The 15,128-nt window shown below is 39.9% G+C and carries 10 protein-coding genes; 3 read left to right on the top strand and 7 right to left on the bottom strand.

The genetic code is table 11. The features are described from left to right. Positions 1-4 precede the first annotated feature (4 nt). From addA to RI196_RS05075, 4 genes are all read right to left on the bottom strand, one after another. The gene (addA, locus tag RI196_RS05090) at positions 5-3,736 is read right to left on the bottom strand and encodes a helicase-exonuclease AddAB subunit AddA (RefSeq protein WP_311067015.1); all 3,732 of its coding nucleotides are present in this window, start codon (positions 3,734-3,736) and stop codon (positions 5-7) included. Further along, positions 3,726-7,229 (bottom strand): helicase-exonuclease AddAB subunit AddB, encoded by a 3,504-nt coding sequence (gene addB / locus RI196_RS05085; RefSeq protein WP_311067014.1) that lies wholly within the window; start codon positions 7,227-7,229, stop codon positions 3,726-3,728. The genes addA and addB overlap by 11 nt, the downstream gene beginning before the upstream one ends. A gap of 158 nt (positions 7,230-7,387) precedes the next feature. Then, positions 7,388-7,894: a signal peptidase I gene (gene lepB / locus RI196_RS05080; protein WP_063386623.1), complete on the bottom strand. Its 507-nt coding sequence runs from the start codon at positions 7,892-7,894 to the stop codon at positions 7,388-7,390. Positions 7,895-7,904: 10 nt separating this feature from the next. After that, entirely contained in the window at positions 7,905-8,522 is a 618-nt protein-coding gene (locus RI196_RS05075) for a TVP38/TMEM64 family protein (protein WP_063386622.1), read from the bottom strand. 152 nt (positions 8,523-8,674) lie between these two features. On the opposite strand from RI196_RS05075, the gene RI196_RS05070 reads away from it, so the two are divergent. Beyond that, the gene (locus RI196_RS05070) at positions 8,675-9,055 is read left to right on the top strand and encodes a YhjD family protein (protein ID WP_063386621.1); all 381 of its coding nucleotides are present in this window, start codon (positions 8,675-8,677) and stop codon (positions 9,053-9,055) included. A 181-nt stretch (positions 9,056-9,236) separates the two neighbouring features. Here RI196_RS05070 and RI196_RS05065 read toward each other — a convergent pair whose 3' ends face one another. Further along, positions 9,237-9,809, bottom strand: coding sequence for a competence protein ComK (locus RI196_RS05065; protein ID WP_082829581.1), 573 nt, complete (start codon positions 9,807-9,809; stop codon positions 9,237-9,239). A gap of 229 nt (positions 9,810-10,038) precedes the next feature. Here RI196_RS05065 and RI196_RS05060 point away from each other — a divergent pair, with 229 nt between their 5' ends. Next, complete coding sequence (locus tag RI196_RS05060) at positions 10,039-10,260, top strand: IDEAL domain-containing protein (protein WP_063386620.1); 222 nt, start codon at positions 10,039-10,041, stop codon at positions 10,258-10,260. A 69-nt stretch (positions 10,261-10,329) separates the two neighbouring features. On the opposite strand, the gene aceA is transcribed toward RI196_RS05060, so the two are convergent. Further along, complete coding sequence (gene aceA / locus RI196_RS05055) at positions 10,330-11,613, bottom strand: isocitrate lyase (protein WP_063386619.1); 1,284 nt, start codon at positions 11,611-11,613, stop codon at positions 10,330-10,332. A 29-nt stretch (positions 11,614-11,642) separates the two neighbouring features. Next, positions 11,643-13,205, bottom strand: coding sequence for a malate synthase A (gene aceB, locus RI196_RS05050; RefSeq protein ID WP_222422784.1), 1,563 nt, complete (start codon positions 13,203-13,205; stop codon positions 11,643-11,645). A 418-nt stretch (positions 13,206-13,623) separates the two neighbouring features. Between aceB and RI196_RS05045 the strand changes: the two genes are divergently transcribed. Continuing rightward, positions 13,624-15,075 carry a YfcC family protein gene (locus RI196_RS05045; protein ID WP_311067013.1) on the top strand — a complete coding sequence of 484 codons (1,452 nt, stop codon included), beginning with the start codon at positions 13,624-13,626 and terminating at the stop codon, positions 15,073-15,075. The last annotated feature ends 53 nt before the right edge of the window (positions 15,076-15,128 follow it).

Below are 15,128 nucleotides of genomic sequence, written 5' to 3'. Positions count from 1 at the left end.
AAATCTATAATTTTATGATGAGCCCTGCATCAAAAAAGAATAAATACCGATCATCGACTCGTCTTTTTAAGATTGACTCTACCGCCTTTGCATACAAGTCAATTTGAATTTCATATCGAGAAGCAAGCACCTGTTTTGCCTTTTCAATGGATGGAAAACGATCCTTTACCGCATCCGTTTTGTAATCTAACAGAACGAGCCCATCGTCATCTTCAAAAAGGCAGTCGATCACACCTTGAACGATGACCGTTTCAGTATTGAGAGAACTTCCTTTTTCGTAAATTTCGTTCGCCGGAACTGCCAAATTGAAAGGGATCTCGCGAAAAATTTTTTTTGCGCCTTTTAGGCGTCTACCCAGCGGTGATTCAAAAAATTGCACAATTCCTACTACATTGACCGCTTCCACCTGCTCCTCCGTTAATATTTCTTTTTTCACGAGAGAATGCACGGTTTGTCGAATCGTTTGTTCCGTCAAGTCTTCACCCAATGGCAAATGCTGCATCACTGTGTGCATGGCCGTTCCTTTTTCTGCTGCTGTAAGAGATTTTGCCTGCATAAATTTCGGACGCTTGTACGAGGAATTCCCTTGTATTTTCTTCTTTATGGAAATGTCGCTGTATTCATCTGAAAATTGAAGTCTTCTTTTGATTTCCGTCACCGATTGCTTCGACCGGAGAGAGGCTGCATCTGAAAAAGGATAGATCCAGGACAACTGATTTTGCACTTGGTTGGCAAAGCTACTTGTTGACTGAACAGGAACAAAATTTCTCAAAGCGTCCATTTTTTCATCCATCATAACCGCTGCCTGCTCATTTTGCTCTTTTAATTTTTCTTCAGGAATCACATCAATTTGCAATTTCACCGGATAAGAGAAGATTTCATCCGCTGCTTCTCTTTCTTCTTCTCGTAAAATTGCCGCATCTTTATGACGGATGACAGCAGGACCGATCCAATCTAAATAACATACTGCCTTTAAACGATCGTAATCTGGAAGCAGCCATTCGCGGTGAGTGAATGATTGCTCCCATTCTTTAAACTTTTTTTCTCCGTCTTTCACTGTGCCGATTAAAAACAGCTTTTCCTTTGCTCTAGTCAAAGCCACATACAATACCCTAAGCTCTTCCGAAAGCATTTCCATTCTCAATTTCTTTTTTACAGCTATATAAGGAAGAGTAGGATACACAATCCGCTTTTTTTCATCGATAAACAGCGAGGCAAATCCTAATTCTTTATCGAGCAAATATTTTTTGGTCAAATCTTTCATATTAAATCGTTTAGATAAACCTGCACAGAAAACAATCGGAAATTCAAGCCCCTTGCTTGAATGAATCGTCATAATTCGGACAACATCTTCCTGTTCTCCTAAAGCTCTTGCTGCTCCTAAATCATCGCCCCGTTCCTGCATTCTTTCAATAAACCTCAGGAATCGGAACAATCCCCGAAAGGACGTTTCCTCATATTGCCTTGCTCTGTCATATAATGCCCTTAAATTGGCCTGCCGCTGCTTTCCGCCGGGCATTCCGCCTGCAAAGTCAAAAAAGCGGGTATCACGGTACAATTGCCAAATTAAATTCGAAACGGAGCTTTTTCTCGCCAAGTTCCGCCATTGATTGAGCCGGCTGACAAATTCGCTTACTTTCTGATAAAGCTCGCTATGATGGGCTTTTTCTTGCTGCAAAAATGATTCAAGTGCATCGAAATACGGACCGTTTTTCTTATAAAGACGGATGATGGCAAGTTCATTTCCGCTTAAGCCGACAATCGGCGAACGCAGCACAGAAGCGAGCGGAATATCTTGATAAGGATTGTCGATAATTTTTAAAAGCGAAAGCATAATGGCCACTTCTGTTGCTTCAAAATATCCTGTTGATAAATTCGCATACACCGGAATACCTTGCTGCTTAAACTCTTCCATGATTTGCGGCGCCCAAGGCATCGAACGAAGCAGGATCACAATATCTCTGTATGTGACAGGTCTCGTACGATCAAGCTTTCGGTCGTAAACAGGAAAGCCTTCCTGAATAAGCTCTTTTATTTTTTTCGCCATAAGGCGGGCTTCAAGCTGCACCGTTTCCAATTCTTCTTCATCAAATTCAATCATTATTTCTTCTTTTTCTGCTAATTCCTCCTTCCGGCGGTCTATTAGGAGGAGCTCTGTATTCATTCTACTGTTCTCTGGATAACGTGCGCCAAGCTTCAATTCTGCTGCCTCATCATAAACGACTTCGCCTACAGTCTCTCCCATCAATTGTTTGAAAAGAAAATTTGTGGCGTCCAAAACTTCTTTTCGGCTGCGGAAATTTTTAGCTAAATCGATGCGCAAGCCGGAATTCGTTCCGCTGGAGGTAAACCGTTTATATTTCGCCAAAAACAATAACGGTTCAGCCAGCCGAAAACGATAAATGGATTGTTTTACATCGCCGACCATAAATAAATTTCCTTCCGCTTCATGATCCTTTGACACCAGCTTTAAAATCGCTTCCTGCACCAAGTTGGTATCTTGGTATTCATCCACTAATACTTCTTGAAATTGTCGTTTGAAAAACAAAGCAGCATCACTCGGAACAACATTTCCCTTCTCATCTTTTTCTGTTAATATTTGCAAACAATAATGCTCAAGATCCGAAAAATCGACAATTCCTTTTTCTTTTTTCATTGCTTCCAGCCGGACAGCAAATTTTTTCACCAAGTCGGCTAAACAAATCATTGTGCGCTTCATTTTTTTCAAATCGAGCAGTTGGTTTTGAATATCCCTAGAGAAAAGCTCATTTTTTAATTTCTCTATTTCCTTTGTCGCTTTCTTTCTCATTTCCGTCACTTCATCAATGAGCTCTTTTCGATATTCTTCTCCCCTGCATGCCTTGGCGCGTGTCGGTTGAAAAGCTCTCATTTGCTCGGCAAGCTCCTGCCACGATGAAGCGTTTATAATGTTTTCCACCTGTTTCATGTCATCGAGTAAATTTTCAGCCCTTGGAGAGGGGCCGCCCGGCAATTTCGTAATGTCGAGAGCTCTCGCTAACAAATCCTTTATTCCGGAAAGCTGTATCGCTATATCCTTCCGTAAATATTGAAAAAACGGCAAGTCCTCGTATGATTCAGCTTGTTCTATGTCATACATTTGCACCATTTCATCAAGCCATTTTTCCGGGAATGGATTAGATCTAGCAAATTCATAAATGGATCTAATAATTTTTTTGATTTCATCATCTGAGCGATCGCCTGTATATTTGTCAACTAATTCGAAAAATAGTTCATTATGCTCCATTCCGTATTCTTCTTCTAACAATTCATCCATGCAATCTTCCATTAACAGTTCCATTTCTGTTTCGTCCGCTATTCGAAACCCGGGATCAATATCAATTTTGTAATAAAATTTGCGAACGACTTGCAGGCAAAAAGAATGCAATGTTGATATTTGCGCTTTGTTTAAAAGGGTTAATTGGCGGCGCAGATGGAGGGAAGAAGGCTGTTTTCGCAAAGCCTTTGCCAGCGCTTCGCCAATTCTGCTGCGCATTTCTGCAGCCGCAGCGTTTGTAAACGTTACGATTAACAGCCGGTCCACATCTACAGGATGCTGATTGTCGGTCAGCTTGCGAATAATCCGCTCAACTAGAACGGCCGTTTTCCCTGATCCGGCAGCGGCCGCCACTAATATATCTTGTCCGTCGGCAACAATCGCTTTCCATTGTTCATCGGTCCATTGGCCTTTTTCTAACTTTTTCAGCTCATTCTTCATCTGAATCCACCTTCTCTCTTACCTTTTGCAGCACTTCTTCCCCTTTTAAGCTTTTCAATATGCGAAAACGGTTCGTTTCAATCGATTCATCAAATTGACAGACCGATTTAAAGGAACAAAAGGTGCAAGGCGTTTTCTCTTTCATTTTATATGGCGCAATGGAAATATTTCCGTCTGTTATTTCCGTACCGATCCGCTTAAATTCGCGCCGGATATACGAGCGTAATGCATGAAATTCATCCTCGCTGGCGATTTGAGAATTTGCATAAAATTCCCCGGTTTTCTTTATGCCGGCTTGAACGATTTTGGAATAGCCGCTTTCCAATTTTTGATCCATTAACCGCACCGTTTCTTCGTCTCCAAGCAGCAAGCCTTTCATTTTAAATTTCTTCAAAATTTCTTCTTCTATTTCATCATCCGTTAATAAATCTGGGGACTGTATGAACGGATCATGAATATGGAAATACAGCACCCCTGCTGGAGTCGCTTCTACGCCAAGCCAAGATTGAGAATTGGAAATAACAACATCCAAGTAAGTGAGCATCTGCAGCGCAATGCCGTAATACACTTCTGCCAAATTTAATGTTTTGTCGCTCGATTTAAAATCGACGATGCGAAGCAAAAGACCTTTCGAACTTTCCGCTTTATCCACTCGGTCTATCCTTCCGACGACCTCCAACGTACATCCGTTTTCAAGCTTAAATCGGAACGGGGGGAGCTTGCTTTTTTCATCAAATGATATTTCTAAACCAATTGGGACAAAACCGCTTGCTTTTGCATGTTCGCTTAAAACCTTTGATGCGCGGGCAACAATATTTTGAAGCTTGCGTTTAATATAATAGTGGCGGTTTGTGCTCATTAAAATTTCTTTTTGCAGCTTCGGCGCCAGCTGTTCGACTGCATCATGAGCAAGTCTTTCGCAATTCTCCTTTGTTAATTCGCGCCATTCTACTTTCATGCTTTGAAGCCGGTCTGCCATCAGCTTTAATGCCGCATGGAACAATTGGCCGATATCCGGCGCTTCCAATCTGTAATACTCCCGTTCTTTTAACTTTAAGCCGTGAGAAGCAAAGTGGGCAAAAGGACATGCCCGAAACCGCTCCATCCTTGAAACGCTTCCTTGTATTTTCCGTCCATATAATTTTCTGCTTACCTCTTCGGATAAAGGTCTTTCTGTATTTGAATAAAACAGGCTGGCAATCGCCTTTTTCGCTTTGCTGCTCCATTCTTGATCATATACAAAGTAATTGTAAACATCCCACCACAGCTCATGGAGAGGATACTGCTTTTTCCAATTTTGCAATTTTGAAGTTAAAACAGACAAAGAAACATTCGGACTGACAATAAAAGAAAGCTGTTCTTCCGCCTCCTCACTTTCCGGTTCATTAAGAGAGATCATTTCCTTAGCATCTGGAAACATTTCTTTTAACCGTTTGACAATAATAGACGGCATGAGCGCTTTTCCTTCTTCATCCGCCAAAGAATACGATAAATACAGCTTTTGCTTAGCAGACGCGAGCGCTAAATAAATCAAAAAATTTTCATCCAGCAATTTTCTTCGAGCTGTCGGCGCAAGCTTCACTCCATTATGATATAGAAGCTCTCTTTCATCATCTGTTAAAACTCCGTCTTCCACCGGTTTTGCTGGAAGCACTCCGTCATTTGCTCCTGCAATAAATGCCATCTTAATGCCATATAAACGTGACCGGTCAAGTGTTGCGACAATCACTTGGTCAATGGCCGGCGGAACGAGAGAAAATTTCATCGATTCCATTCCGGTTTCGACCATTTCCCTAAACAAATGAATGGAAATTTCCTGATCGCCCATAATTTCTACAAATTCATCCAATAGCTCTATCACAGCATTCCAAACTTGATCATGCTCCCTTGCTTCAATCAAGTTCCCTCCATTTTCCGCATCTAGACGAAGAAGCTCCAGCTTATCAGGCACTTTTGTTTGTTCTAAATACATATATAGCGCTTCGGCCATATCCCTGCCGGTTTTGGCGCGTTTCATCTTATTTTCCAATGCCTGCAGAGGCTCCACAATCAGCTTCCGTAATTGATTGATCCGTTTTTCTATTTCCTCTTCTTCATCTGTCTTTTTGTCGTTGTCATAGAATGAATGGTACTTCCTGTACGTCCAGCCGGCTTGATCCGTCCATTTTTTCCCTTGAATACCGTAGGCAAGCACATAATTTTCCAATTGATCCATTTCTTTTCTCATTTCGGCTTTATCGGCATCTAGCGGGTAAAGAAATTCTGTTTTAATCGTTCTGAAAACAGCTTCATACCGCCAGTTTCCGGTTATGACTTCCAAGCTCGAGCGGATAAATTCGATCAGCGGATGATATGTCATTGAGCTTTTTTCATCTATAAAAAAAGGAATCTCGTAATCTTGAAACAATTGCTCCAGCAAATCTCTGTAATCGGACATGTTTCTAATAAGCAGTGCAATCTCCCGAAATCGCACTCCCTCATCCCGAACGAGGCGGATAATTTCTCTAGCAATCCCTTCAATTTCGGCGCGTCTATTCACCGCTTGCATAAATACAATCGCGCTGTCTCCGTGAAAAGGTTCGGGAGTATGGGAAGAGTACATTTTTTCTAGATGAACAAGTGACGGCTCTTCAATAAAACGTTTCCGGTCAGTCATATATGCTACTTCATCAATGGAAATATTATTTCGTTCAGCCATTTTTTTCAGCAAAGAAAAGGTTTCAGCCGTCATGTAAAATAAATGAAGCTCGTCGGCAACGGCCTCTTCAGGCGGTTTATCCAATGTGAGAGCAATTGTTATAGAAGAAGCTGTTTTCAGCATCGATTCGATTACTTGCAATTCTTGAGGCGTAAAATTGTGAAAGCCGTCGATATAAATTTCCGCTCCGTCCATGTAGCTTGATTCATAAATCTTCTCTGAAAGAAGCTGCAAATAATCCTCTGAATCTATGTATTTATCAGCAAATAATTTTTCCACGGAACGATAGATGCCCGCCAAATCTTTCAATTTATCGGAAAGAATCCGCTCTCTATGATCATGGCTTTCCGCTAATTTTTTTACTTGATCATCCAGCATATCTGGACTGATGATATATCTTTTCATTTCTGTAATCATCTGTTCGATATGCTCAATAAAGCCTTTTTTTTCACTGGCTTTGGAAAACACTTTAAATTCGTGCTTTTTTTCTTCGATGATTTTTCGAAGAAACATGTTCATGCCTGTTTGGGAAATAAAGGTACGGCTGATGCCTCCTTCCTCCTGCAGCACCCTCCACGCCAAACGGTTGAAGCTCAATACTTGTGCTCTAATGATTCCTCCTAATTCCGGAGTTTTCATCAGTTCATATTCCATTTGAAAAGTCATTTGATCTGGAACAAGAAACAAAATAGGTTTTCCATTATACGGATCTTCTTTTAATTTTTCCCTAATTTTGTTTAAGATTGCCGTCGTTTTTCCTGTGCCGGATGAACCGACCAAAAACTTAATACCCATGAAATCTCCCCCCTTCAGAAGGCATCCAAACGGAAAATGGGACAATTTTCTTGTCCCATTCTGATTTCGTGTTTATGAATACATTTATTTTACTGTAAATGGTTTTGAAAATCCATTGATTCGGACAATCCGAATTTCCAACTAATAGGAATCATCGTTTACGGTTTTACCTCTCCGATCACATTTTTTTCATGAACAAAGCCAAAATGCCGGCTGTCCCTGCTGTTTAACCGATTGTCGCCAATGACAAAAATACATTTTTCCGGCACCGCTTCTTTTCCAGTTATTTCTTTTAATGTAAAATTCCCTGTGATTGGATTTCCATATACTTTTTCTTTATTTTTCTTTAAAAATGGTTCCGGTACATATTTCCCATTCACATATAATTTGTCGTTTCGATATTCAATTTTTTCTCCTGGAAGGCCGATGACCCTTTTAACCAAAACTTGCTTTTCGCCGGGCATCTGAAACACGACAATGTCAAACCGTTCAATTTTATTAAACCGATTCGTCAATTTATTTATATAAAAATGATGGCCTTCTTTTAAGGTGGGCTGCATCGATACGCCATCAACAGTGTACGCGGCAAACGCAATATTTTTAATTAAAACGGTTGATAAAAGAGCTGAAGTGACGATTCCCGCAATAACTCGTTTTTTCCTCACGGCTCTTCACCTACTTTTTATCTTTTCGTTTAATTAACGAAACATTTAAACGCTGCTCAATCCTTTTTCCGATAAACCACATGAGCGCCATCACAACAAACACAATGATCAACCGGACGGGCTCTTCAATCAGCTCCCGTAAATCATACCCTGATAAGCTAAGCATAAAAATCATCACGAGCTTCCCTGATAAAACAGCGAGCGCAAACTGCCACACATTGATTTTGGAAAGACCGGCTACTACATTTACAAGCGCAGAAGGCGTAAAAGGGAAACAGAGCATTAAAAATAAAGGAGCAAAGCCGTGCCGTTCGACCCAGTTCATCATTCGTCTTACTTTTTCATGTCTGCTTAAAAAATTTAAAAAACGCTTCCGGCCAAACTTTCGCACTAAAAAAAACACGAGCAATGCGCCTGCCGATGAACCGATCCACGAGTACAAAAAGCCGAACCAAAGTCCAAATGAATTAGCGTTCGCAATTACAAACAGAATAAGAGGCAAGAACGGAAAAAAAGCCTCAAGCATCGGAAGCAGAATCCCTGGAAGAGGTCCGAGCGCTCGGTATTCTTTAAAGAATCGTTCAACATCTTCTAATGTAATGGAATCGAAAAATGCAATGACATCCATATCTTAACTCCTTACTTCAACATCTCCTTTTATTTTACACCTTTTGAGCATAAGTTGAAAAATTTTGCCGAAAAAAACTAATTGAAATGATTTATTTTCCTGTTTTATAATAAAAATAGAACATATGTTCCATTTGAAGCGAGGTATTCCCTATGTCGAAAATACCAACCGACATTCGCCATTTGATTGAACAGTCGATCTACTTACCGATGACTGCTACGGTGCTGAACAAAGACATGAATGTCGTAAAAAAAAGTCCATTCAAGCTGAAAGATCCTTATTTGCATCTAATTGAAGAGGCGTTAAAGCTTGTACAAAAAGATTTGGCAGAGGTTCGCAAAGAATTGCGCAGACAAAAGGTGAAAGTTTTAAAAGCCAAACAGGATGAAGCATTCACAACGTACACTTTCTACTATAACGGCTACGAAGAACACCACAGCTACTTCAATCCAAGAATCCGAAATAAAGTAAATGAACTGATTGAACATTATTTGTTTAAAACTGAAAAAAAATCTGGCATTCCAACCTCTTAGACTTTTTATCTTAAAAGAAAGACAACGGCCAAACCGTTCGCTACAGAAGATGAGGGAACAGGACTATTTGTTTCGCCCGTTGAATGCCTGTCCCCTTATAACAGAAAAAATGAAATCTCCCCCATTTTCTAACACGGAAAAAAGCACGCAAATTGACAGCTTGCGTGCCGGAAGATAAAGCTTATCCATCTTCTTTTCTGAATTCGCGAACGAGCTGTTCATAAATATATGCATGCTGCTCCTTCGGAAAAAGGATTGTGTTCATGCGACGCTGCTCCTGCTCAATTCTTGAAGAGATAATCGTTCGAAGATGTGCCGTTTTATAAAATTGATGGGAAAAAGAAGATGGAGATATGTCAGCAACTATTTTCTGACCGTTACGGAATATGACTTCCGTACAATTCGAATCTGTTTTCATAAAGCGGGAAATGTGGGAATGGGAAAACCAGGCGCACTGATGCCTTGCGGGTGAATGAGTAGGAAAAAAATAAAGGGAATTGGCAGGATCAATGACAATCGGAAGCTTTTTTGTTATGCCAAGCAGCCCTTTTGATCCTTCAACTCTTCCTTTAAAGCTTGAACCATAATAACGGCAGCTTTGATCAATAACATAAACAGGTCGAATAGGTACTATGCGCTCTCCGCTAGTTTCCAAAATTTTAGCGTACAAGTGATGTTCTTTTCTAAAAGGCAAAATTGCCATTGTTTCCCCATTTACAATACATTTTTCTGCCTCAAACTGCTTCGTACTCACTAGAATTCTTACCTCCTAATTTTTTCTATATAATAGTTCTTTTTTACTGATTCAAATCTATCATAAAAATTCCAAAATTTCTATATTTTTTTAAAATTTTTAAATACAAAGCATTAGATCAAGGCAAGATGTTATTGTTAATATAATTTTTCTAAAAATTACAAATTATAAGTTGATTTTTCCTTCTGAAATCCATATAATATAAAAAAGGCATCAGAGGTGATGGGTTATGGAAAACCGGAAATCTTATTCCGAACTGATGAAGACCCGTTCTGTGAAGGAAAATCCAGAAAACTTCATGATGGATGTATACATCCAAATGATTCTGGACGAAGCATGGTTCAATCATCGAAAAAAAATGCTGGAAGACAAAATTAATGATGCTCTGGACCGAAAAGATAGAGAAAAATTTATGGAGCTATCCAAAGAATATGCGAAATGGGTGCGTTAAATGATAAAAAAAAGCCAATCCCAGAGGATTGGCTCAATCTATGTGAAGGTAATGATTATGGCCAGTCAATTAAGTTGTGGTAAATTGTTCAGCTTCCGTAGACCCTTTTAAAGCGGTTGTAGAAGAAGTACCTCCAGTAATCACTTGGGCAACCTCATCAAAATAACCAGTTCCAACCTCCCTCTGATGCCGTGTTGCTGTATAACCATACTGTTCGCTTCTAAATTCGGCTTGCTGAAGTTCAGAGTAGGCAGCCATTCCATGATCTTTATACTTGCGTGCAAGTTCAAACATGCTGTAATTCAATGCATGGAATCCAGCTAAAGTAACGAATTGGAACTTGTAGCCATAAGAAGCAATTTCCTTTTGGAAACGTGCGATAGTATCGTCATCAAGCTTTTTCTTCCAGTTAAAGGAAGGCGAGCAGTTATATGCCAATAACTTGCCTGGGAATTCTTTATGAATAGCCTCAGCAAACTTCCGTGCTTCTTCCAAATTAGGTTCAGATGTTTCACACCAAATCATGTCTGCGTATGGCGCATATGCCAAACCTCTAGCAATTGCTTGATCAAGACCAGCGCGAGTGCGGAAAAATCCTTCCTGTGTCCGTTCCCCAGTAATAAACTCTTTATCCCTGTCATCGATGTCGCTTGTGATCAAATCAGCCGCATTGGCGTCAGTGCGAGCAATGATAACAGTCGGAACATTCATCACATCAGCAGCCAGTCTTGCAGCAATCAAATTGCGAATAGCTGTTTGTGTCGGGAGCAAAACTTTTCCGCCTAAATGGCCGCATTTTTTCTCAGAAGACAATTGATCCTCGAAGTGAACAGCAGCTGCTCCTGCTTCAATCATCGCCTTCATCAATTCAAAAACGTTCAACTGACCGCCAAATCCAGCTTCAGCATCCGCAACAATTGGAACGAACCAATCGATTGAATGATCCCCTTCCATATGATGGATCTGATCTGCCCGCTGCAAAGCTTGATTAATCCGCTTTACGACATGCGGCACACTGTTAGCAGGATACAAGCTTTGATCCGGATACATTTGCCCCGCAAGATTAGCATCTGCTGCCACTTGCCAGCCGCTTAAGTAAATTGCTTTTAATCCGGCTTTTACTTGTTGGACAGCTTGATTTCCTGTCAAAGCTCCGAGGGCATTTACGTATTCCTCAGTTTTCATTAGATTCCAAAATTTTTCTGCTCCTCTTCTGGCAAGAGTATATTCGATTTCAATGGAACCTCTAAGCTTCAACACATCTTCAGCCGAATAAGGGCGTGTAATCCCTTTCCAGCGTTCATCTTTCTCCCAGCTTTCTTGCAATTGTCTCGCTTTTTCTTGTAATGTCATCTTTTCTCTCCCCTTTTTTGAAATATTTTTTAATTTAATCTTTCATAGCCTGGAAGCGTCAGAAAATCTACGAATTCATCATTTCTCACAAGCTCATCAAACAATTTTGCCGCTTCATCAAAACGCCCTTTTTGATAGGCTTCTTCACCAAACTCTTGTTTTATTTTTTCCAGCTCTTCCTGCTTAATTTTTTCATAAAGCTCTATTGTAACCTTCCGTCCGTCCTCCAACACCCCCTTTGGATGACGAATCCATTGCCATACCTGTGCCCTTGAAATTTCTGCCGTTGCAGCATCCTCCATCAAATTGTGGATAGGAGCAGCTCCTCTTCCAGAAAGCCATGATGCAAGATAACGAATGCCGACATCAATGTTCGTTCTTAATCCTTGCTCTGTAATTGTTCCTTCCGGGACTTCAAGAAGCTGTTCTGCTGAAATCTCAACATCTAGCTGTTTATCAATCTGGTTAGGTTGTTTCATATATTGGTCAAAAATTTCTTTGGCAACCGGTACAAGCGCAGGATGTGCCACCCATGTGCCATCGTGTCCATCTTTCGCTTCCCGCTCTTTATCAGCGCGCACTTTTTGGAACGCCTCTTCATTTTTCACCGGATCATCTTTAACCGGAATTTGCGCTGCCATTCCTCCAATGGCATGAACGTTCCGGCGATGGCACGTTTTAATCGCGAGCAGAGAATACGCCCTCATAAACGGAACCGTCATCGTTACTTGCGCCCGATCAGGTAAAATGACGTTTTGATCGTTTCGGAATTTTTTCAGATAGCTAAAAATGTAATCCCATCTGCCGCAATTCAATCCAGCTGAATGCTCTTTCAGCTCGTATAATATTTCGTCCATTTCAAACGCGGCCAATATCGTTTCAATCAGAACGGTTGCTTTAATCGTCCCCCGCTTTATCCCCAATTCATCTTGCGCGAAACAGAAAACATCGTTCCACCATCTGGCTTCTAAGTGGCTTTCCAGCTTAGGCAAATAAAAGTAAGGTCCGCTTCCTCTTTTGATCAGTTCTTTTGCATTGTGGAAGAAATAAAGTCCAAAATCAAACAGACTGCCTGAAATCCGTTTTCCGTCCAATAGGACATGTTTTTCTTCTAGATGGAGTCCTCTCGGCCGCACGATCAGCGTTGCCGTTTCTTCATTCAGCTTATATACCTTTCCGTTTTCATTCACATATTCAATCGTTTTGTTGACCGCATCCCTTAAGTGAATTTGTCCTTCCACAATATTTTCCCAAGTCGGTGATGTGGCATCTTCAAAGTCCGCCATAAAAACTTTTGCGCCTGAATTTAAGGCATTGATAATCATTTTCCGGTCGACAGGTCCAGTAATTTCAACTCTGCGATCCTGCAAATCTTTTGGAACAGGCGGTATCGTCCAGTCCCCTTTTCGAATATGTTCCGTCTCCTTTAAAAACGACGGCTTCTCCCCTTCATTAATTCGCCTTTCCCGTTCTTTCCTCAGTTCAAGCAGCTCGATTCTTCTTGAACCAAATGTTTGTTCAAGCTTTTCGACGAACTGAAGGGCTTCGTTCGTTAAAATCTCCCTGTAAGAAGGCAGAAGAGTTCCCTTCACTTCCAGCCTAGATGCTGCACTAGCCTTCACGTTTCCTCACCTACCTTGTTATAAAACAGTTTTTAAATTACATTTTTAATATATAACAGATTAATACAGATTGGAAGACTTTTTTGAAAATTCGTTGTTTTCGTTTTCTTATCACATTCAATAAGTTTTTATTAACTTCCCTTTTTCGCTCGTACATCCGATCCATACCTCTATATCAATCAGCACTTTTTGAAAACTTAAATAATTTTATGTTATTTTTTATAACATGATTTCGCTTTTCAAATTAAAATAATTGTAAAATTTAATAGATTTTACAAAAAAATAGTTCATTTTCAGTGAAAATAACCAATGACAGAATAGCTACCACAAATTATTATGTTATAAAAACGAACATGAATTGTCACAAACAGAGGAGGAGGGATAAAAAATGGAAGCTGAAAAAGGTGTAAAAAATGCAGCTTTTATTAATCAAAAACCACAATTGGAGAAAAAGAAATTAAGAATGCCTCATATTTATGTCATATTGTTTGTTTTAATAATTCTTGCTACAGCCGCTACTTATTTTGTACCTGCTGGCGTTTATGAACGTATTCCAGGACCTGAAGGAAGAACAACGATTGATCCAAACTCATTTGATTTTGTTGAAGCAGCACCTGTAAGTCCTGTTGAATTTATGATGGCAGTCCCAAAAGGATTAGTTGCAGCAAGTGATATCGTTTTTTTCACTTTGATCATCGGCGGTATATTTGCCGTTATTCGGAAAACAGGACTTATAGAAATAGGAGTAGAGAAACTAGCAAGAACATTTGCTTCCAATGGTATTGTATTAATTCCAGTTTTAATGACTGTATTCGCAATTATATGCAGTTTAATTGGAACGCAAGAACTGAGTTTAGTTTATATACCTGTAATTCTCCCTCTATTTATTGCTTTAGGATTTGATTCAATGGTGGCGGCGGCGGTTGCTTTAGTTGCAACTACTGCTGGTTTTATGACAGGCTTTCTTAACCCTATTAATACTGGTTTAGGTCAAAAAATTGCAGGACTTCCAATATACTCAGGTATAGAATTTCGCATAGCGGCTTTCGTTGTCTTTGTTTTAGCAGGAATGATTTACATTATGCAATATGCTAAAAAAGTTAAAAAGAATCCTGAAGCAAGCTTAGTATATAAAGACGATCATGCTAAAAGGAATATGTACTTCAATCAATCTGTGTCCAAAAGGAATGAAATGAATAAAAAACAAAAAGCTGCTTCTTTTGCATTGTTATCCTTTTTTGTCTTATTAGTGTACGGTGTTTTAACTCAAGGCTGGTTTATGTTAGAAATGGCTGGACTGTTCATTATAATGGGTGTGGTTGTAGGTCTGATCGCTGGATTAACATTAAACGATATTTGCGAAGCATTTAATGACGGTTTTCGTGAAGTTTTAGTTGGGGCAATCATTGTTGGTATTGCCAGAGCAGTATCAGTAGTTATGGAAGACGGACAAATAATGGACACCATTGTCCATACACTAGGAACGATAGTAGGCGAAATACCAGGAACATTTAGTGTCATTGGGATGTTTATTGTCCAAATGCTATTTAGCTTTTTAATTCCGTCAGGCAGCGGACAAGCATTAGTTACTATGCCGATTTTAGCTCCGCTTTCTGATTTAATCGGAGTTACGAGACAAACAGCTGTTTTGGCCTACCAATTTGGAGACGGACTAGGCAACATATTATTTCCAACTTCAGGATATTTTATGGCTGCACTAGCACTAGCTGGAGTTTCATGGCAAAAATGGGTTCGCTTTTATGTACCATTATTTTTAATTTGGTTTGGATTATCTGCTATTTTCCTGATCACCGCTCACTTCATTCAGTGGAACGGTTGAATCATGATTTAAAATGAGTCAAAAATTAATAAATCATCATATAAAAAACACGC

Source organism: Aeribacillus composti (genome assembly GCF_031760945.1).
Classification (GTDB): domain Bacteria; phylum Bacillota; class Bacilli; order Bacillales; family Aeribacillaceae; genus Aeribacillus; species Aeribacillus composti.
Note: the sequence above shows the minus strand (reverse complement) of the source record. Positions and strands in the feature narration are given on the sequence as shown.